We start from the raw sequence: 21,838 nt of genomic DNA on the forward strand, positions 1-21,838 counted from the left end.
AGATGGTTGGCAGTATTTATGCGTCATCCTTGACTTGTACTCTCGTAAGGTTGTTGGCTGGGTAACAAGCCGGATAAACAACGCCGAGTTAGTTATTAAAACACTGAGAAAAGCATGGTCAGCACGCAAACCTGATGGTTCGAACTTGCTCTTTCATTCAGACCAAGGAGCTCAGTATGTCGCAAAGGAAACAGTGAAGTGGTTAACTAATAGAGGTGTCACAGTGAGTATGTCTAGAAAAGGGAACTGCTGGGATAACGCATGCTCAGAAAGCTTCTTCGCGCAGTATAAAAAGGAGTGGATAAAGAACTTAAATGAACTGAGTCGTAGTGAAATGACAACACAAACGTATTTTTATATTGAAAAATACTACAACTCAATAAGAAGGCATGGCACCCTAGGGTATAAAAGTCCCATGCAGTACGAACAACTTAATTAAACCCCGTGTCTACTTTATCGGGGTCAGATCAGACGGCTGACGGCTGACGGCTGACGGCTGACGGCTGACGGCTGACGGCTAATACTCCGCTCTTTACCTCGCTTTTCCTACCAATAATCGCACATTGCTCTAATGTTAATAACAATTTAATGCTGAACCAGCTAGGCTAGTAACATCGTGTTTAAATATTATGGAGTTACCATGAAAGGGTCTTTGTTTAACAGTTTAATCATTGCCTCAATTAGCTTGTCGAGCTTGCAAGCATGTGCTCAGCCGGAGCAAAAGATTCCTCTGGATGCCAGCGCTAATAACTACAAACTAGAATTAGTAAGCGAAGGAATTCAAATTCCTTGGGGTATGGCTTGGCTTAACGAGCGTGACTTACTCGTTACTGATCGACGTGGCGAGCTTAGATTGATTCGTGATGGCAAACTCGTTGAGCAAGCAGTTAAAGGCACACCTAAAGTACATGATGAAGGTCAAGGAGGCTTATTAGATATAGAACTTGATCCGAACTTTGCCGACAATGGTTGGATTTACTTTTCGTACTCGGGCTATGAGGGCGATGGTGAGGGTTACAATACCTCGATTATGCGTGCCCGCTTTAAAGATATGGCTCTTGTCGATCAGCAATTATTGTTTGATGGCGAGCCAAATATTGAAACAACAAAACACTATGGTTCGCGTATTGAGTTCGACAAAGAAGGTTACTTGTACTTCTCTATTGGCGACCGTGGCAAAAGAGACGTTCACCCACAAAGCTTAGACTATGATGCTGGCAAAATTCACCGTATCAATAGCGATGGCTCTATCCCTAAATCAAACCCGTTTTATAACCATAAAACAACTCACAAAAGTATTTATTCGTATGGACACCGTAACCCACAAGGTATGGCAATGCACCCAGAAACGGGAGTTATTTGGAGCCATGAACATGGCCCACGTGGCGGCGATGAAATCAACATAGTTAAAGCAGGTGCAAACTATGGTTGGCCTGAGATCACTTATGGGATCAACTACATTGGTACAAAAATTACCGACGAAACCAGTCGCGAGGGAATGGAACAACCTGATTGGTATTGGGTGCCTTCAATTGCTCCTTCTGGAATGGAATTTATCACCAGCGATAAATACCCACAGTGGCAAGGCCAAATTGCCGTAGGTTCGATGAAGTTTGGCCACCTTGTTTTGGTGAAACTTGATGGTGACAAAGTAACAGGCCACAGCAAGGTATTTGAAGGTGTAGGTCGCGTTCGTAGCCTAGCCACTCACCCTAATGGTGATTTATACCTTGGTGTTGATGGTGTCGGTGTTTATAAGGTTGTACCGAAAATATAGATTCCAGCTTTCAGCCGTCAGCTCTCAGATTTAAAACAAGTTAGCGAGTTAGCAAGTTACAAGGGCAAAGAGTAAAGGAATACCGTAGGCGTGAAATTTTTTCGCGCGATGGTTCAACGAGCCATAAGCTTTCAGCCGTCAGCTATCAGATTTAATACAAGGTAGCGAGTTACAAGGGGAAAGAGTAAAGGAATACCGTAGGCGTGAAATTTTTTCGCGCGATGGTTTCTGACGGCTGACGGCTGACGGCTATCAGACTTGAATATGCAAGTCATCGAAATTCAAGCAATAAAAAACCACAGACTTCTCTGTGGTTTTTTACTTATAGCTTACAGCTATTACTTATAAAACAATAATACTCGTTACAAGGTAAGCAATGAAGGTTAATGCGCCGCCGAATAAGGCGTATGGCATTTGGGTTTTTACGTGAGTTAATAGATCACACCCTGATGCAATGGCCGATACCGCGCTGGTATCTGAGATTGGCGAGCAGTGATCACCAAACACACCACCACCTAAAATAGCAGCAATGACCAATGAAGGTGGTAAACCTAAAGCTTGAATGAGCGGTACACCAATTGGAATAAGTATTGCGAAAGTGCCCCATGAGGTACCTGTGGTAAATGAAATAACCGCACCTGTAATAAATAGCACTGGCACAACTAAATAAATTGGTAAGAAATCACCTACTAGGCCTGCTACAAACACACCGGTACCAAGGTCTTTCAAGCTCGCGCCTAACGTGAGTGATAGCAATACAATAGACACTAATGGCAGTAACTCGCCCATTCCTTTAAAGCCAATATCTACCAGCTTATGGTGTGTAAATTCACGCGAGCTAATCATTAAGAAGTAAGCCACAACACAAGCTAAAATAGTTGCGTACAGCACTGATTTAGAACCACTACCGCTGGCAATATCGCCATCGCCAGTCCAGAACATAAAACCAACCATGCTACCAATTAAGGTAATAAGTGGCACAAGCATGTAACGTGCTTTTGAGCCTTTTACTTCCTCTGTTAGTTCGGTTTCTTGTTGCTCTAGGTTTTCTTCTGCTTGCTTTAATGGGCCATGTACCTTGTCAAAGGTAATGGTGTAAAACACGATAAGTAAAGTGATAATGGCGTAAAAGTTATAGCCAATACTGCCCCACAATACCGAAACCGCAGACTCTTCCATTTCGTAGTTGCCAAGAAGGCCGAGCACGTAGGCGCCCCATCCATTTAGCAAGATTAAAATACACACAGGTGCGCTAGTACTATCGATAATATAGGCAAGGCGTGCTCGGCTCATTTTGAACTTATCGAATAAACCACGCGATAAAATTCCCGAGGTTAATACGCTTAAGTTCGATTCAATGAATACCGCAATACCCGAGAACATGGTTAAGTAGCCCACTTGGCGCTTACTTTTAGCCACCCCTTTGTTCATCAGCAAATTAACGGTAGCGGCTACACCACCAGATTCACGAATATAGGCAAGTAAAGCACCGATTAAGATACTAAAAATAAGTATGCGGCTATTACCAGGGGAGCTGGCAACCTCAATGACTCTCTCAATAGTGTTGATAAAGGTGAAAAACAAGGTATTACCTTCACCATTCAGAGCAAGTAGAAACTCAGACGACGCAACCGCGACCAATAACGCCATGATCACTTCTTTGCGCCAAAACACAATTAAGATAGCAATCAAGGGTGGTAAAATTGAATACCAAGACATAAAAACCCTTTTAAATTAAGAACAACATTTTATTTTTATTATGCGAAAACTCGCTAAGCTTAATGGCTTTACCACCAAACTCAACTTAATTCGACTAGTGATTTAATATACTCTCATAAATCAGCGAGATAATAGAGCCATACTTACCTGTTTCGAAACGCTTGCCGACAAACTGGTAATTTTCTTGTGAACCTTCAATCGGTGTATGGCGCGCGTTGGTTAATAGCACAATAGCAAGGTCATACTCGGGGTCAATGACGGTCACGGTGCCTGTCCAGCCGGTATGACCAAAAGCCCGCGGGCTGGCATAAGGGCCAAAATGCCATTTACGTGCTTGATGCCCCGCGCGTCGCCAACCTAAACCATAGGTCTCATCACTTGCTTGGGAGTTTGTGAATTGCTCAAGTACTTGTGGCGTAAAAATTTGCTTGTTGTCGTAGCCGCCACCATTGAGTAGTACCTGCATAAGCACAGACAAATCACCGGCGGTACTAAAAAGCCCTGCATGCCCCGCTACACCACCTAAAGCATAAAATGCTTTTTCATCATGTACTTCACCTTGCAGTACATCGGTTCGAATATTTTCAAACTCGATGCGACCACCTCGGGTATTGCCGTTAATCTCAGTGGCAGCAATTTGCGAAGCTAAAAAACCTTTCTGTAATGGATTATAAACCGTATGTGTTAAACCAAGTGGCTGATAAATTTGGCTTTCTACATAGGTATCGAGCGCCATACCACTAATACGCTCTACCAGTACACCAAGCAACATATAATCGATATCAGAATATAGGTGTTTTACGTTACGACCAGCCACAAAAGGCACGCCTGTTAATAGCAGGTTTTTAGTACGCAGGCTGTTTTGAGAAAAAAAGCGCTCACCAAATTTATTGTCTTTACGATGAAAATCAACCACCGCAGGATAACCCGCACTGTGGGTGAGTAAATCTTTTACTAAACGCTGTTCACGGCCGCTGCCCCTAAATTCTGGTAGGTAATAAAACAGTGGCTTTTCTACGTCGAGTTTCCCTTCACTGGCAAGCTTCATCAGCGCAAAGTTAGTGGCAAACATTTTTGAATTTGAGGCTATATCAAACAAGGTATCGTTTTGCATAGCTTGTGGGCTTGCAAGCTCACTGCCATCAGCATGATACTTTTTAGCTGCGCCATAATGGCTTAATTTAATCAACTTGCCATCTTTAACAACGGCGAGAACCGCGCCTGGAAAGCCCTCTTTAATCTCTTGATTAATTAATTCATCAACAGCACTAAAACGCTTTTGAGTGCTGTTTTTATCAAGCGTTGGGTAAGGAAAACGCAGGGTTAAACTTGCCCCTTCTGGCAGTACATTTTCTACTTTATACGTATTTATGCCATCGCGGGTGCGTTTAGCCAAACTGTATTGATATATTTTTTCGGCTGTTAATGGTGAGGCAATATTAATTTTTTCACCATTTATGAAAATATCAGCACTGGTTGCATCTTGGTTTTCAATGATGATTTCACCGCGACCTTTATAGGCTGTAAATGTGCCTCGGTCGTTAACAAGCGCGCGACTACTCGGATCAAGTGCTGGTATACGCGCTATAACTTGTGCATTAGCCAGTGTTTTTGGCGCTGGCTCAACCGCTTGCTGTTGCTGCTGATATTCTTGAAATAACCGCTCTAACTTTTTAGGAAAGTATTTATCTAGTAATGCAAATAGCACTGCGGCACTTCTTGCATCACTATTACCGCTTACATGCCAAGGTAAAAAGTGCATTTGAAAGGCACTTAGAGCATCTAGCGTTTGCGAATCAAGCTGACCCGTTGCAATCACCTCATAGCCGTAACTGCGCAATGCTTTTTGCATTAACTCAACAGAAGGCTTTGATGCACTAAATAGCTGCCAATATTTATCAACGGTGTCGCTTTCATACCATGCACCGATACCAGCTTTATACAGTTGATACCAAGGAAAACGCGGGCCGGGGTCGTTCTTACGGCTTGGAGCAATATCAGAATGGCCAATAACTTGAGTTGGGCCAATATCAGGATTCCGAGCAAGAATATCTTTACTAAGTTTTATTAGTAGCTCTATTTGCTTGGCATCATAGTCTGGAAAAATACATAACTTACTGGCGTCATTTTCCATCGCAAGCTTAGTTTGCTCAGGAATATGACAGGTTGGTACATTAACAATTTCAATACCAATAGAATGATCATTTAAATCTTCGCGGCCTTGCCAAAAACTGCGTCCGGCGTGCCATGCTCTATCTTTTTCATCAACTAGCTGAATAATTTCTAATTCATCTTTTGGATAACTAGGATCGCCTGATTCTGGTAATAAATAATGTGAACTTAAGCCCCCTTCATCCACCAAAGCACGCATTGATTTTTCGTAATCAATGGCGGTGTAATGCATCACTAAGAATTTAACACGATGACTGTAATTAGCCGATTGTGTATAGGTATATGGATTACTGGCGCAACTGAGTAAAAAGAGACAAAAAGCCAATAGCAATAAAGACTTATAAAAATAAATAGTTTTCATGGTAGATTTTAATTATCCATCTAAGAAGAAGCGCAGTGTCGTTGAATAAAATCGCTATGAGAAGTTAACGAAGCTGCTGTGTGGTTAATCATCTGTTTGATTTTTATTAAGTACTGCTCAAGTTGTTCACTTTCAAGCGTATCAACTAATGGGTGATATGCTTGCGGGTTTATACCTTGTCCATGTAATACCGAAAACCAACTTAACTCATTAAATAGCTCATTATTTTCTCGAAATATTCGACCATTACTTCTAAATAATTCAATACGCTCAGACAAACTATCAGGTATTTCCATAGCACTGCAATAACGCCAGAACTCACTATCGTTTCGTTGCGTCACTTTATAGTGAGCAATAATAAAGTCACGTATTGAAATAATCTCTTGTTTTGTGTAGCGGTTATAGATATCAATATCAACTTGTGAAAACCCCTTGCTCGGGAACAAACTGATAAGCCTCATAATAGCTGATTGTACTAGCTGCAACCCAGTTGACTCTAATGGCTCTAGGAACCCCGCAGACAACCCAATAGCAACACAGTTTTTGTGCCATGCTTTTAAACGGCGACCATTATGCCAATGAAGCTGGTTTGGCTCACTTATTGATGTAGATGATAAACTGCTTAGAAGTTTATCCATTTGGCTTGAAGAATCGGTAAATTCACTTGCGAATACACGCCCATTACCCACTCTATGCTGTAGTGGAATTTGCCATTGCCAGCCATTTTTATGTGCCTTTGCTTGAGTATATGGTTTTAACTCATCAATAGACGCCGCCGCAATGGCAATAGCGCTATCACACGGCAACCAATGGCGCCAAGATTCAAACCCAACGTGTAAAGCACCCGAGATAAGCTTTCCTTTGAACCCTGTGCAATCAATAAATAGCTCACCGTCTATTTGCGTATCATCATTTAATGCAACTGACTCTATGAAGCCAGTGTCTTGATTGAGTATAACTTTAGAAATAGCACCTTGAATGTGCTTAACACCTATATCTAATGCGTATTTTTGTAAAAACTGAGCATACCTTTTAGCATCAAAATGAAAAGCATAATTGATTGGCGTTGGACCTTTTGTAGTTTGTCCTGCACTACGATTAAATTTATTTTGCTTAGCAAGACAGCCCTCTAAACAGTAATCGAGTATGGCACAGTCACTACCCTGCTGTTTTCTTTTTAGCCAATAATGATGAAATTGCACACCATTTAAATTTACACCATATGGACCAAATGGGTGCATATACGAACTTTTTAGTTTGCCCCAGTCTAAAAACTCAATGCCTAATTTAAATGTGCCTGCTGTAGCTGCAAGAAATGCATTTTCATCAATACCTAATAGTTGATTAAATTGACGAATTTGAGGAATTGTTGCTTCGCCAACAGCCACGGTACCAATGCTTGGTGATTCAATTAATGAAATAGTTAGCTTAGCACCAAACACCTTTTTTAAAGCAGCCGCTGTCATCCAACCAGCCGATCCTCCGCCAGCTATAACTACATGTTTAATCGCTTGCATAACTTCCTTCCGACATAAAAGAGCTAACTTACATACTAAGTAAGTTAGCTCTTATCTCTTATGTGATCACTATACTTTAAAAGCGATATTCAGCATTCAATGTATAAGCTCTTCCTCGTGGATCAGCTACACGCGGATCAAATGCAGCACCCGGTGAGTAATCGTTTTGATGAGCTGTAAATGGTGGATCGCGATCGAAAAGGTTTTTAATACCAAAGGTTAAACCTATATCTTTAAAGCCTGTATACGAAACACTGTAATTATAAATTAAGTAGCTCGAAACCATTGGGCTATAATCTTCCACCTCATTGATGCTGATTGCACCCGACTGAATACCTGCTGGCACCTCATCTTCATAACTATCACGGAAGATTTGCGTTACATTATGTCGCCAATCACCATGTGCATAGTTAAACGCAAGCGAGTGCTTCCACCTAAGTGGAATATTGCCACGAGAGTGAGTACCCACTAAATTATCGCCAAACGGTACATTATCAAGCAGTTTCTTTCGATCCTCAATTAAGTAACTGCCATTAAAATGAATATCCCACAGGCCTTCTCCTAGCTCACCATTAATTTGCATACCTAGCTCAACACCACTGGTATTTCGTTCACCGGCATTAATATAGCGCATGTCGATAGCACTTAATGCACCAGACTCATCTCGAATAAAGTTACTGGCAAACAGATCTGGGTTATCTAATAAGTCTTGACGTACAGGAGTTTGAATAGTCCCCTCGGTGATTATTTCCCACCAGTCAAGGTTTAAACTAAATGCACTGCTAGGCGCCCAAACGAAACCAAAGCTCGATTGCTTAGATTCTTCTGGCCCTAAGTCTTCCTTACCACCATAGATTAGTACTGGTGAGATAGGTTGACAATTAGGATCTGACGCATCAACAACACCGCCTTGACAGAGCGCAGGATCGGCTAAATCCGTGCCTGTATAGGGCTGTTCTGAGACACCATTAAACAACTGATTAAATGATGGTGCTCTAAAACCTGTGCTGTAAGCACCTCTAAAAAGTAGCTCATCAAATGGCTTGTACTTAACTCCAATCTTTGGATTAGTTGTACCACCGAACCCTGAGTAATGGTCGTAACGGGCTGCTAAGTTAATTTCTAATTGCTCTGTAACTGGCACTAATGCCTCCAGAAACACAGCTTTGATGTCGCGGTGAACATCATCAAGTTCATTACCGTTATCAAATGGTGCGCCATAAATCGTCGGGCGTTCTTCAGCAGCACGGCGGTCACCATTAAACTCATAGGCTTCGCGGCGTAAATCTACACCAGCTGCAACCATAATAGTATCGCCGCCTAAACCTAATTCAAACCCAGTATCACCTGAGATCGAAGCATCTATTTGTGTTAGTGTTGTTTTACCACCATAAAGCACAACACCTTTTGCCGACGCTGCATTAATAGCATCCATTCCCGCTTGTGTTTGCGACTCACCAGGCAGTAAGAATGGATTTACAGCTCCGCTGCCTATAGCTTGGGCAAGTAGCTCTGTATAATGATAACCTCCACCTAATTCAGACTCAGCTTCATTTGTCGAGCGCGATAGGCCTGCTTTATAATCCCAATCGCCAAATGTACCTTCCATACCTAGTTGTAATTTATAAGCAGTGGTGGTCGTCTCTATTTCTCGGCTACCACAATCCATACAACGCCAACGATATGCAATCGGTGCACCTATATTAAGCTGATCAGCACCATAATAATCCGACAGCGCATCAACGATATAATCATATGACTCACCAGTACTTGGATAATACCCCTCAGTACCAATTGACCAAGGTGTTATTTGATTAGGCTCAAATACTTTCTTTGAAGTTACTTCTGAACCGATAAGTTCTGCAAATAATTCTGTATCATCTTCAAGCATAAAGGTAGCGCGAGATACAAAATCAATGCTATCAACTGGCTGTTGAAGTACTGACGCTCGAGGATAATCCCATGAACAGCTGCGTGTTTCATTGCCACGATTCCAAAGTGCCCCCGTGTCTACACCCATATTTTCAATAGCATCACAGCCAGGCTGACCTGGTAGTGCTAATACGTTTAATACATTATTTGCTTCGCCTGTTTCTGGATTAACTAAGCCAGTACCAATTAAGTTATAATTTGGGTTCGTTGGATCATCGCCGCCGCCACGATTATTTATCGATGCGTATGGAGCACCACGAGTATCGGGAGAAAGTCCACGGTTCGGTTGAAATGTATTGGTAAAGTCACGTTCATCACCATGGAGAATATCAACCTTTTTGTATGACAAAGTCGCCATAATGTTATAGCCGTCATTATTTAAGTCACCTGTACCACCCAAAATGCTAAAGCGGCTGATGTTACCACCGCCTGCTTCGGTGATATCTGTAAACCCATTTAATTGAACACCTTGGTAGTCTTTTTTAAGAATAAAGTTAATTACCCCACCGATAGCATCGGTACCATAAACAGCAGATGCACCATCACGTAATACTTCTACACGCTCAATCGCGGCAAATGGAATAGAGTTTAAATCAACCGAAGCCCCTTTCAAACCGTGACTTGCAACTCGTCGACCATTTAATAGCACTAGTGTAGAACCTGCACCTTGTTGACGAAGGTTAGCACTTGACGCACCATTATTACCGCGCTCTTCACCACCAACAATACCTGCATTACTGCCAAGACCATCGTTAGAGTTTGAAGCAATATTGAGCTGTAGCATTAATTGTTCTGCAGAACTAATACCTGCCGCATCGATCTCATCTTTGCTGATAACTGTTATAGGTAAATCACCCTCAAGAGAAGTTCGCTTAATACTCGAACCGGTTACCTCAATACGCTCTACTTCTTCTGATTTATTCTGTTCTTGTTGCGCAGCAAACACACTAAAGCTGCCTGTTGCTAACGTGATACACAACGTCAGTTTACTTAGTTTCATCGTCTATTCCCCGAGTACAAACGTTTCATATTTTTATTAGTAGCCCAGTTTTATACCCAATACGGAAAACTTGGATAACCTAACGAGCCCGAGTTAACACTAGCATAACATTTGAACAATTAAAATAAAATATTTACAACAAATGACACATTGAAAATACATTATACCTAACAAGAAAAAAGCTAAACATCAATAAAATAGAGATGTTAAGATTTAACAAAACTGAAGGAATAAAATAAAAGAATATTTTATTGATAGCTTCTAAAGTTAAACTATAGTGAAGTATGTTTACCATACGGTTCATTAGTTACTTAATATATTTGATTAAGGTACAATGAAAAAAATTAGAACAATAAGTGAGCCCCATGTCGACTTTTGTAAAAATTAAAGCACTACGTCAATCTTTATCTAGCAGTGAAGCAAAACTTGCTGACTTTACGTTAAATTCAGCGAATGCGATTCGTAATTTATCTTCGGTTGAACTAGCAAAAGTGGTTGGTGTAAGCCAATCAAGTGTGGTGAAGTTTTCACAAAAATTAGGTTATAAAGGCTTTCCAGCTTTTAAACTTGCGGTGATTGATGCCCTTAACGAAGAAACTAACGAACCTAAGCTACATGGCAAGATCACCCTAAATGACTCGCTAGAGCAAATTGCTGAAAAACTATTAAGCAGTAAACTGGCGGTGTTAACCGAAACAAAAAACCTCAACGAAGCGCCGGCAGTCGAAAAAGCGGTAGAGCTATTAAAATCTGCAAAGCGCATTTTAATTTGCGGTTTAGGTGGCTCAGCGCTGGTTGCAAAAGATTTTTCTTATAAATTACAAAAACTCGGTATGCCTGCTATTGCAGAGCCTGATGGACACGCACAACTTGCGTATGTTGCAACCTTTGCGAAAGGTGATTTGGTCATCGCAATAAGTGAATCAGGTATGACACGCGAAATTGCCGAAGTTGTAAAGCACGCCAAGAGAAATGCAAGCTCTGTAATCTCAGTAACAAAATTCGGTAGCAGTCTTGTCGCTGACTCAGCTGACGTAAAACTTTACTCGGTAGCTGAAGGTGAATCTGTGCGTTTATCGTCAATCTTAGCGCGTACAGCACAGGATTTTGTAATTGATATTTTATTCATAGCCTTAACACAGTCGAGCCGACAAGGACGCAAGCTACTTGAACACTCTAACGAAGTTGTTGGTGAATTTAAGAAAAACTAAACTCGCTGTTTTAACACTTAATTATTAAAAAACGAGGCAAGTGCCTCGTTGTTATTTATCTAGTTAGCTAATTATCTAGTTATTATTGGTACAGCAAATATGAGGAGCGCTTGCGTTTAAAAGCACTTAAGTCGGTTTGCCAGCTTTGCTTTATTTGCTGCTCAGTTTGGCCTGCTTCAATGGCTAAGCGTAATTTATCAGTCCCTGCAAGTTTATCCATAAAATCTGCGCGTTCAAAAAACATTTGCTCATTCGCACTTAGCTTTTGATAAGCCGAAATAAACAAGCTTAAATCTAGGCCGTGAATATCAGCATCTCGTAAGTCTTGACCAAATACTTCGACCCCTTTGAATTTAGGGTGCATTGAAGCGCCTTTAATCGCCCTTGGCGTAAAGCTAAATTCACCGAGTTTAACTGGCGAGTAACCAACGACTTGAAACGGAAAATCAGTACCCCGGCCAATAGTCACAGGCGTAGCTTCAAAGAAACACAATGATGGATACAGCGCAATTGATTGGGCATTTGGTAAGTTAGGACTTGGCTTTATTGGTAGCTCATAAGCCATAGTGCGGTCATAATTCGCAACAGGCACTACACTCAGCTTAAGCTTATCAGCGTCATTTATCCAACCTTCGCCTTTGATCATCTGAGCAAGCTCAGCCACTGTCATACCGTGTAAAACAGGTATTTCGTGCATACCAACAAATGAGCGAAATTGTGGGTCAAGGATAGGCCCATCAACATAGGCTATATTTGGGTTTGGTCTATCGAGTACCACAACCTGTTTACCATTTTCAGCGGCAGCTTCCATTACGTAGTGCATTGAGCTGATATAAGTGTAAAAACGCACACCAACATCTTGAATATCAAAAATAATAACGTCTAAATCAGCAAGCATCTCAGGACTTGGCTTTTTATTACTGCCATAAATCGACACAACATCGATACCTGTTTTAGCATCTACTGTGCTTTTAACGTGAGCACCAGCGTCATGGTCGCCGCGAAAGCCATGCTCTGGGGCAAATATTTTGCTAACCACAACGCCTTTATCAAGTAATGCATCAACTAAATGTTGACCATTCACCACTGATGTTTGATTAACTACCAAGCCAACACGTTTCCCAGTTAATGCAGGTACATAAGCTTGAAAATTGGCCGCGCCCACCTGTAAAGGCTGTGCATTTTTAGGCGCTTGTGCAGGTGTTTCTTGGCAACCCAAAAGCGCAAAACAACTAACAAATAAAACAGCTAAAAAACGCATTATTCTTCAACCGCCTTACGTAAAAAGCCACCCGCTTTTGACAATAACTGTTTTGCTTCAGGAGCTGGTTTTCCGGTTAACACGATTAAAATGGCCAGTTTTGCACTTTGCTCAGCTTGCTTTAATGCATCCACGGCTTGCTGCTGAGAACACTCTGTTGCTTGCATCACAATACGAATAGCACGAGCGTGCAGCTTTTCGTTACTGGCATTCACATCAACCATCAGGTTTTTATACACCTTACCTGTGCGGATCATGCTGGCTGTACTTAGCATATTCAACACCAGCTTCTGTGCAGTACCCGATTTCATACGTGTAGAGCCAGTTACAGCTTCTGCACCCACCACGGGGCAAATGCCGATTTGTGGCAAACGCATCACTGCTGAATCAGGATTGCAAGTGACACCCACAGTGACACAACCGAGTGATTTAGCGTATTCAATTGCCGAGCAAACATACGGTGTACGACCGCTGGCGGCAATGCCAACCACGACATCTTTACTGGTTAAATTGGCATTTTTTAAATCTTCAATAGCAAACGTGGTGCTATCTTCAGCGCCTTCTACGGCTTTTTTAACCGCGGTGTCACCACCAGCAATAATACCGAGCACTTGCTGATCGCTTACGCTATAAGTAGGCGCACATTCAACCGCATCCAAAATACCCAAACGACCACTGGTGCCAGCACCAATGTAAATTAACCTGCCACCTTGTTGAAATGCTTCAACGACATGATCGACAGCTTCACTAATTTGTGGGATCACAAGTTTCACGGCACCCGCTACTTTGTGATCTTCATTATTGATTTTAGTGAGGATCTCAGTGGAGCTGAGCAGATCGATATCCAAAGTGTCTGGGTTTTGTCCTTCAGAGACAATACCGTTTAACTCTTCGAGTAACTCACGTTGTTGCTTAAAGACGTGCTCAGGGCTCATTGGGTTGTCCTTTTTCAATAATGTCATGGTAATGCTTTGCCGCTAAAATGGCGGCACCAGTTAATGAATCTCCCTTACAAGGAGATAACTCGTTTTGTAAGGCAAGTGGCAATAACGGTTGGCTGACTTTCGCCAAACCACCAATTAAAATCACCGGTAACGGCGAGTTACCTCGGCTTTTATTTATTAACCGAACCACCGATTGAGTGTGCTCTGTTAATACCGTTTTTGCCGCCTCACAGTCGTTTTGTAAGCTAAACACCAACGGGCTAAATGCTGCATAATCCGCGGGTTTTGCTTGTTTAAGCCAACTACTAATTGTTTGACGAGTGCATCCTAGCTGCTCACTCAAACGAATCGTTAATCGGCTTTTTGGTAAATCGTAAATATCTATATCGTTTAATAGTTGCTGCACAGCCATCAGGCCGATACGTGCACCACCACCAAAATCATCAACGGTAAAACCCCAGCCGCTCACCAACTTAGTTTGCTTTTGTGCGTTTAATCGTGCCCCGACAGCACCGGTGCCAAGAGCAATAACCACACATGGGTCACCAAGATTAGCACCATATAGTGACGTAATTGCATCGCTGGTAATTTGCAAACTGGCAAATTCTATTTCGTAAATCAGCTTGAGCATCACTGTTAATTGTTCAGCAAGACTCTGCGATGAGCCACCAGCAACCCCCATAACGGTGACGATTTCACTTGGATCTGCGCCACTTTGCTGGCAAACATCACGGGTCACTTTAACAATATTTTCTAACGCTAAATCAAGATCATTCGAAATTGATGCCGAACCCGCTTGGGCACGAAAAGTCGCGCCACTTGCCTGCTCTTTTAGCTCTGCTAACACTTTGGTGCCGCCACCATCGATGGCTAAAACATAGCGTACAGCCATTTACGCACTCTTCTCGTCTGCCGCTTTACCAAGGCAACACACCAATGTTGCGAGCAATGTACCTATGCATAGCTGCCAAGTAAATCCTAAGTAAAAGCGCATTGATTCGGGTAGTAACCAGTCAATCATGTACGGCTGCATTAATAAAGTCACCATAAAGCCCGCTATTAGCGCTGCTAACACTGAGCCTTCACTGCCTCGTTTGGTGAACAAGATAGTAAAATACACACCTAACAAACCGCTGTACGAGAACACCATTACACTTAGCGCAAATTTTAATAATGGCATATCACTGTATTGCTGCCAGAAATAACAAAGAATAGCCATCAGCGCTAAGGCAAGGCTAACCAGTGCCATCCCTACACGACCCGCTTTTACAAAGTGATGATCGCTTACTTGCTTGTTATGTTTTTCTAAATACGGGCGATAGATATCCTGTACGATGACTGAAGACATCGAACTAAGTCCAGAGTTCAAAGTAGAAATAGCCGCAGCAATAATACCCACGCTGACTAAGCCTTTAACCCCAGCTGGTACTTCGTTTAATACGTAGTACATAAAGATAGTGATTTTTTCGCCGTTAAATTCTTGTACAACCGTTTGCCCAGCTTCGTTATTCATTAGTGCAGGTTGCTGATAAACAATATAAAGCAGCAAACCAATAAAGATAAAAATAGCCATAACCGGGATCACCATCACCACCGATAGTAATAACGCTTTACTGCCTTCTTTAGGGTTTTTACAGGTTAATAAACGCTGCGTCATATCTTGGTCTAAACCAAATGCGGCGATATTTAACAGCACAAACCCCGTTAACACAGAGGCCATGTTAAAGACCCCTGACGGACCAAAATCTAAATCAAATTTAAACAGCGCAAGTTTTGAGTCTGCACCAGGACTTGGCTCACTCAAAGTTGCAATTATGGTTGAGAAATCAGCCGGAATAAGACTCAGCAAGCACCAAATAACCGCAATAGCCGCACTGACATAAACGATACTTTGCAGTACATCAGAATAAATAACACTGCGAATGCCACCCAAAAAGGTATAAAGCAGACCTGCAAGCGCCAGTACTAAAGTCGCGATAACCACACTGTCGGCATCGATATTGCCATATAGAATCATCGCAACAGCAATCGCTGCCATATACAAACGGGCGCCACTGGCAAACACACGGCCAAATAAATACATCAAGCCACTACGGCGCTTAGCTTTTGGTCCGATACGTTTTTCAAGCAGTTCGTAAACGGTATACACTTTTTGCTGGTAAAACTTTGGAATTAAAAACGCCGATACAATAAATGCCGCAATAAACGCGCCGATATTGGTCGCAATATATGAAAAATCACCTTGATAGCCTTGATCTGGCCCACCAATAAACGTTGCCGCAGATTGCGAAGTCGCTAAAACAGAAATAGCCACCATCCAAGTTGGCATGCTATTTCCGCCTAGAAAAAAATCTTGGCTTGAGTTAGCGCGTTTGCGATTAAACCACCAGCCACTTAGCAATAAAATTGCACCGTAACTTGCGAATACGAGCCAATCGAGAAAAGCGTAATTTGCACTCATTTATTATCCTAACCCAAACCTTGATGGAATATATTATTCCATCATTATGACAAAATTAAAATACTTTTATTTTATTATTTTTATTTAGCTAAGTTAGGTAATTGCCACTGACTTTGCTTTTGTTGATATTGCGCTTTGGTCAAGCTGACTAATAGCGGCTTTTTACGCTCATCTAACCAAGCAAGTAGAACATCCATATCGCTTTCTGTCATTGCTGTACAACCAGCTGTAGGCTTACTTGGCGCCCGCCATAAATGCATAAAGATACAACTACCCGCACCATTGATATTGCTTGGGTTATGCTTAACAACAATGCCTTTTTTATAAAGGTTATCTTGGCTGTATATATCACGACGCATCCATTCTGAAGAGTCTTTTACGGCGTCTTCACCTACTTGTGCTTTATCAACCAACTGGTTGTAAAACGGTGAGCCTTTCACATCAATACAATAATCATTTGCTGTCATTGCTTGATAACTGAGGTTAGTTTGTAATGAATCTAAATAACCAAATGCAGTACCAAGCTCAAAAATACCCGCAGGCGCTTTACCATCGCCTTCTTGTTTTTGCTGACCAGGTTGTGCAGGATGCAGCCCCACTCCCCAAGCAAGACCAGTTCGACCTAATACCACCGCGTGTTGCTGACCTTGTTGTTGCCAGCTGCCAGCGGTTTTTTCAAAGCGATAAAGAGTGGCATCAATGGCATCACTATCATTAGCGACCACCACCACGAGCTGTTGATGACTGTTATCAATAACAGGTTTAGGTAACTCTTTGCTGGCACAAGCCGATAAACTCATAACTGCAATAAGACTGAATAGTTTTTTCATGCTGGCCATACTCCATTTGTGATTAGTTCAAGCCCCGTTATTGATTCAATGCCAAGACCTGGGGCATCCGATAAGCGTATTTGTGGGCCGCTAAATTCAACGCCCCCTTGCACTGGGTCATACTGACCAAGGGCTGGGCCATCTAAATCAATTTTACTGATTTGCTGTGCTTTGGCAGAGGCTAAATGTGCAGCACCAGCTACGGCAATACTGCCCTCTAGCATACAACCTATCATACACTCTGCTTGGTATTGGGCTGTGATATTAGCAATCTCAATAGCTCGGCTTAAACCGCCCATTTTCATTAATTTAATATTGATAATATCAACTGCGCCAAGCTCTAAAAGTTGGATCACTTGCTTCGGTGAAAAGGCGCTTTCATCGGCCATAATCGGGGTGTTCACTCGCTCAGTAATATATTTGAGACCTTGAATATCACTGCTTTTTACCGGCTGCTCAACCAATTCTAATACCACACCTGATTGCTCAAGTTGTTGCAACGCAAACACAGTTTGTTTGGCATTCCAACCTTGGTTTACATCTAAACGCAGCTGCGCCTTAGCGGCAAACCCAGCATGGATTGCTTTTACTCGTTCAATATCTTGATTAAGGTTATTGCCGATTTTTATTTTTAATACATCAAAACCTTGCTCAACCGCTCGCTGACAATCACTGAGCATTTTATCTATGTTATCGACACTTATGGTGATATCGGTTTTCAGCGCTGACTTCCCACCGCCAAGTAACTTATATAAAGGCGCTTTATAGAGCTTGCCCCACAAGTCGTAAACCGCCAGCTCTAACGCCGCCTTTGCACTACTGTTACCAACCACCGTTGATTGAATAATGTGGGTAAGCTGATTAATGTTTTCGATTTCTTGCCCCACTAATTTAGGGGCAATAAACTGCTGAATGACCGCTATCATCCCTTGATGGGTATCGCCTGTAATAACCGGTGTTGAAGCCGCAGAGCCATAGCCAATTTGGCCACATTCGGTGTCGATTAAAACCACTAAGTCTTCGATAAAACTGACTTCTCTTAGTGCTGTTTTAAATGGAGTAACTAATGGCACTTTGAGCTTTGCAAAGCGAACAGCTTTAATTTTCATAATGGCCTCTAGCGAATACGCTTAATGTTATAAATACGATCTAAGTAGCTGGTTTCTTGAGATAATCTAAGTGGCAATAATGGCGTGACCGACACCCCATTCAAGGCACTACTATAAAAACTACCATCGCCTTTGTTATAACCTAAGCCTTTAACGTCATGAATAACATAAGGCTCACCGTGATGCTCCCCTAGGTACATCATTACATGACCCGGAATATAAATTAGATCGCCAATCGCCATGTTTTTAACCTTTGGCAACTTAGCATCCGCCGCTGTATTTTTATCAAAGCGATTATTTTGCCCGTATTCACTACTGCCTTGCTGCCCTGAATTACGCGGCATTAGTAGGCCAAAGCTCTTATAAATTTCACCAACAAACCCAGTGCAGTCACGGCCATTATAATCATGACCCCAACCATAACGCTCGCCTAAAAACTTAAAGCCTTGTTTAATGAGATTCTGCTCGTTGTAGTCTAGGTAGCCTAAATTTACATCGGCAGTTTTACTTATCATTGCAGGTTTAATAACAAGTTTGCCTTGCTCATCGCGGGTAGGTAACTGTACAACATGGCTAGCATAGCTGTTTTGGCCGTTGAGCAAATACGGTACTTGCTCACTATCAACTAATGGTAAGCGCACTCCCATATCGAGCTGAACTTCTGAGAGGCCTTCATCATTTGGCACATAAGCAGTATTTACTTTTGCACCGGTTACCACCAAGAAGTCATCTTGTTCGCGATAGGCTTTTATTTTATCTGCATCAGCAAAGGCAAGATCTTCTGCAGGCGTCCACGCTAGGTAGTTGTAAGCACGTACTAACAACCATTTTTTATCTGCGCTTTGATGCAATACAGCAACCGCTTCGCCCGGAAACATTCCGCTTTCTTGAAAGCGATCTAAGTCTTGATCAAGGCCGCTATTTAAAACCCGATCCCAGGTTGGAAAAGTACGTAATGCGGTGCGCTTAACGACTACAGCAAAACGTACCTCATTGTTATCTGCGACCTTGTTAAGGTTTAAGTTTTCCTGATATTTGGCAAAGTCTTTCGCGGTGAGTTGGCGGCCGTCGGTAAAAAAGCGCGGGCTTTTTGGAATTGAACTTGCCGAATGAATGGCGCTTGTTAACTCGTCTTTACTGAGCGATTGTTGAAATGACAGAGGATCAACAATGTATTTATTATCTTTTACTAGTTTCTCGTTGAAGGCCGCAATTTGCGCCTCTGTCATGATCACTTTTGCCGATGCACCTTGTGCTAGCCAGTAGCTGGGCGAAAGCTGTGACTGCGTGACCCCGATAACATCTGATTGCCAACCCTCAGCATGCATAGGTGCACTAAAAGCAACCCCTAAAGTAATTGATAAAGCGATAATTGAACGACGCATAGCTGTACCTTATTGAACGCGTTAATCTAATAATTTTGTAAAAGCATGCTGCAACTTTTGCTGCATTTGCTTACCGACTATTGGCAAATTGGCTTCGTCAGCCCCCAAAGTTGACTGCTGTACACTAAACGTAAACTCACGGCCACCTTGGTAATTGCCTAAACACACATGTGCCAACATTACGGTTTCTGTGGTGGAGCGTGTTTCACTTGGCCCCCAACCAATTTTTTGCCAAACACGCCACTGCCCATTCGTTGCGCTATCGAGCACTTCTTTTGCAGAGCGACTATCATTTGGCGCAATAACATTTGCTAATGCATTTGTAACGATATGACTGATACCTACCATCATACCGCCAACTTGCGCATGTTCATCTGTATGGCCTGTGCCATTAAGTAGCACATCAACATCAGTTGCTTGTAAATAAGGCATTTGCGTACTTGGTTCACGCTGATGACTAACCAGACGTTTTAACCATTCCGCTTGAGCAAGTGTGGTCATTGCTTTGTTGCCCGTTAAACCACAACTCTCACAACGATACCCTAAATAGCCAGGATCATCACTGCTTGCTTTGAACCGAGCTATCTTTGCATCAAGCTCATTATTGGTAGGGTTATGCCAGTATTCGTCTGATGGCATAAACTGCTCTGGGCCATATGCGCCGTTAAATAGCAAACGCTGATCCTGTAGTTTTAGCCAGCCATCATTAAAAAGCCCACGTAAGTATTCGCGCCCTGCCACATTGACAAAATAACTGGCTATCGCATTTGAATTACCATCGGCTTTGCCAAATGCTTCGTAACTATTAATACTGCTGATCAAATCAGCCAATGCAGTATCGCCGGCAAAAGAAGCTGCACCAAGCTCTGGGTGGGATTGCCTTACTTTTGAAAGCGCACCGCTAAACGCTTGAATTTTTGATGAGCTCCAAGGTTCATATAACTCATTATGGCTGCCGTCACTTAAATACCGGTAAGCTAATTGCCCTGCTCGAACTTGATAATCAATTAGGAGTAGCTTGCCCGGTTGCTCTGGGGCTAAAAAATACTGCCAATCGGCCGCAACTCTGTTTTGCCAACCCGCCTGCTGGTAATTAACCTCAGCCGCTGATTTATAACCTTGCAGATTGCTTTCATTTTCGAGTGATAAACAGCCGCTATTAGATAAGTCTTTTGGCAAAATAGCGGGTGCTAACATTACTTGCTCAAAGTATTGTTGGTCGGTTAATGGGGCTTTTTCTGTGTTCGCTTCACAACCAGTCAAAAGCATAAAGCCGCAACTTATAGCCAGCCGTTTTTGATATGCACCTTTCGCATACATAAAATAAAATTCCCACTTGTTATTATTTTTGGAATATTTTATTAAATCTAACACAAATTGACCATGAAGCAAATTAACTCGGTTTTAATGCCTGTAAGAAGCTGGCTTATAAATTAATTTACTAGATAAAATCTATCGCTTAGGTGAGATGTTGAAAACCCTATGCATCTTGATGCGCGCGAAACAAGTTTCACGCCTACGGGGTGCATTTTTGCATTTTGAGTTGGGGTTTAATTTGGGGTGTGGAAGCGTGATGCTCGCGACTGAAGTCGCTCCTACGCGGATTGCAGGCACAAAAAAACCGACTTTCGTCGGTTTATGACACTTTAACTCTAATTGAGAGAAAGTGGCGGACGCGGGAGGATTCGAACCTCCGACCGCCTGGTTCGTAGCCAGGTACTCTATCCAGCTGAGCTACGCGTCCGCAGTGTGATGATGCATGTTTAAGTCTTGCATTGACTGTATCTTAAAGACACAAAAAAACCGACAGCTTGTCGGCTTATGTCACTTTCTAAGAGAAAGTGGCGGACGCGGGAGGATTCGAACCTCCGACCGCCTGGTTCGTAGCCAGGTACTCTATCCAGCTGAGCTACGCGTCCGCAAGTTACATTTTATAATCTTGCAATGATTTTATCTTTATACTCGATATGAGTTTCAAATATGGCGGTTGCGGGACGTCTCTTGAAAGAGTGAACCTCCGACCAAATTTGTATCTTTATACTCGATGTGAGTTTCAAATATGGCGGACGCGGGAGGATTCGAACCTCCGACCGCCTGGTTCGTAGCCAGGTACTCTATCCAGCTGAGCTACGCGTCCACACGCACATTTGAACATTGCT

General features: G+C 42.4%; 15 protein-coding genes and 3 tRNA genes. 3 read left to right on the top strand and 15 right to left on the bottom strand.

Annotated elements, in window-relative coordinates; genetic code table 11:
• Positions 1-439, top strand: a 439-nt coding sequence (locus ABMY41_RS02775; RefSeq protein WP_349274100.1) for an IS3 family transposase, incomplete at its 5' end; no start/stop codon positions are given.
• Between the two features lie 201 nt (positions 440-640).
• Complete coding sequence (locus ABMY41_RS02780; protein ID WP_349274101.1) at positions 641-1,777, top strand: PQQ-dependent sugar dehydrogenase; 1,137 nt, start codon at positions 641-643, stop codon at positions 1,775-1,777.
• Positions 1,778-2,119: 342 nt separating this feature from the next.
• On the opposite strand, the gene ABMY41_RS02785 is transcribed toward ABMY41_RS02780, so the two are convergent.
• The 4 genes from ABMY41_RS02785 to ABMY41_RS02800 all read right to left on the bottom strand — a co-directional run bounded on the left by ABMY41_RS02785 (position 2,120) and on the right by ABMY41_RS02800 (position 10,478).
• Positions 2,120-3,496 (bottom strand): Na+/H+ antiporter NhaC family protein, encoded by a 1,377-nt coding sequence (locus tag ABMY41_RS02785; protein ID WP_054560796.1) that lies wholly within the window; start codon positions 3,494-3,496, stop codon positions 2,120-2,122.
• Positions 3,497-3,590: 94 nt separating this feature from the next.
• The gene (gene pbp4b / locus ABMY41_RS02790; protein WP_349274102.1) at positions 3,591-6,029 is read right to left on the bottom strand and encodes a penicillin binding protein PBP4B; all 2,439 of its coding nucleotides are present in this window, start codon (positions 6,027-6,029) and stop codon (positions 3,591-3,593) included.
• A gap of 20 nt (positions 6,030-6,049) precedes the next feature.
• Positions 6,050-7,546 (bottom strand): tryptophan halogenase family protein, encoded by a 1,497-nt coding sequence (locus ABMY41_RS02795; RefSeq protein WP_289098816.1) that lies wholly within the window; start codon positions 7,544-7,546, stop codon positions 6,050-6,052.
• Positions 7,547-7,622: 76 nt separating this feature from the next.
• Positions 7,623-10,478, bottom strand: a complete 2,856-nt coding sequence (locus tag ABMY41_RS02800) for a TonB-dependent receptor (RefSeq protein ID WP_287242743.1) — start codon at positions 10,476-10,478, stop codon at positions 7,623-7,625.
• 365 nt (positions 10,479-10,843) lie between these two features.
• On the opposite strand from ABMY41_RS02800, the gene ABMY41_RS02805 reads away from it, so the two are divergent.
• Complete coding sequence (locus ABMY41_RS02805) at positions 10,844-11,689, top strand: SIS domain-containing protein (RefSeq protein ID WP_289098815.1); 846 nt, start codon at positions 10,844-10,846, stop codon at positions 11,687-11,689.
• 82 nt (positions 11,690-11,771) lie between these two features.
• Here ABMY41_RS02805 and ABMY41_RS02810 read toward each other — a convergent pair whose 3' ends face one another.
• The 11 genes from ABMY41_RS02810 to ABMY41_RS02860 form a co-directional block, all read right to left on the bottom strand.
• Complete coding sequence (locus ABMY41_RS02810) at positions 11,772-12,950, bottom strand: DUF1343 domain-containing protein (RefSeq protein WP_349274103.1); 1,179 nt, start codon at positions 12,948-12,950, stop codon at positions 11,772-11,774.
• A complete protein-coding gene (murQ, locus tag ABMY41_RS02815) occupies positions 12,950-13,885 on the bottom strand; it encodes an N-acetylmuramic acid 6-phosphate etherase (RefSeq protein WP_054560801.1) in 936 nt (311 codons plus the stop codon). The genes ABMY41_RS02810 and murQ overlap by 1 nt, the downstream gene beginning before the upstream one ends.
• Entirely contained in the window at positions 13,875-14,786 is a 912-nt protein-coding gene (locus tag ABMY41_RS02820; RefSeq protein ID WP_287244612.1) for a BadF/BadG/BcrA/BcrD ATPase family protein, read from the bottom strand. The genes murQ and ABMY41_RS02820 overlap by 11 nt, the downstream gene beginning before the upstream one ends.
• The gene (locus ABMY41_RS02825) at positions 14,787-16,355 is read right to left on the bottom strand and encodes a sodium:solute symporter (RefSeq protein ID WP_349274104.1); all 1,569 of its coding nucleotides are present in this window, start codon (positions 16,353-16,355) and stop codon (positions 14,787-14,789) included.
• Positions 16,356-16,435: 80 nt separating this feature from the next.
• Entirely contained in the window at positions 16,436-17,185 is a 750-nt protein-coding gene (locus ABMY41_RS02830; protein WP_175080989.1) for a L,D-transpeptidase family protein, read from the bottom strand.
• A complete protein-coding gene (locus ABMY41_RS02835; RefSeq protein ID WP_175080990.1) occupies positions 17,182-18,294 on the bottom strand; it encodes a dipeptide epimerase in 1,113 nt (370 codons plus the stop codon). The genes ABMY41_RS02830 and ABMY41_RS02835 overlap by 4 nt, the downstream gene beginning before the upstream one ends.
• An 8-nt stretch (positions 18,295-18,302) precedes the next feature.
• Positions 18,303-19,679, bottom strand: a complete 1,377-nt coding sequence (locus ABMY41_RS02840) for an SH3 domain-containing protein (RefSeq protein WP_289098808.1) — start codon at positions 19,677-19,679, stop codon at positions 18,303-18,305.
• A gap of 21 nt (positions 19,680-19,700) precedes the next feature.
• The gene (locus ABMY41_RS02845; protein WP_349274106.1) at positions 19,701-20,948 is read right to left on the bottom strand and encodes a hypothetical protein; all 1,248 of its coding nucleotides are present in this window, start codon (positions 20,946-20,948) and stop codon (positions 19,701-19,703) included.
• A gap of 398 nt (positions 20,949-21,346) precedes the next feature.
• Positions 21,347-21,423, bottom strand: a tRNA-Arg gene (locus ABMY41_RS02850).
• 98 nt (positions 21,424-21,521) lie between these two features.
• Positions 21,522-21,598, bottom strand: a tRNA-Arg gene (locus ABMY41_RS02855).
• A 141-nt stretch (positions 21,599-21,739) separates the two neighbouring features.
• Positions 21,740-21,816: transfer RNA gene (locus ABMY41_RS02860), tRNA-Arg, on the bottom strand.
• Positions 21,817-21,838: the final 22 nt, after the last annotated feature.

This window comes from Pseudoalteromonas sp. BZA4 (assembly GCF_040104395.1).
GTDB lineage: Bacteria > Pseudomonadota > Gammaproteobacteria > Enterobacterales > Alteromonadaceae > Pseudoalteromonas.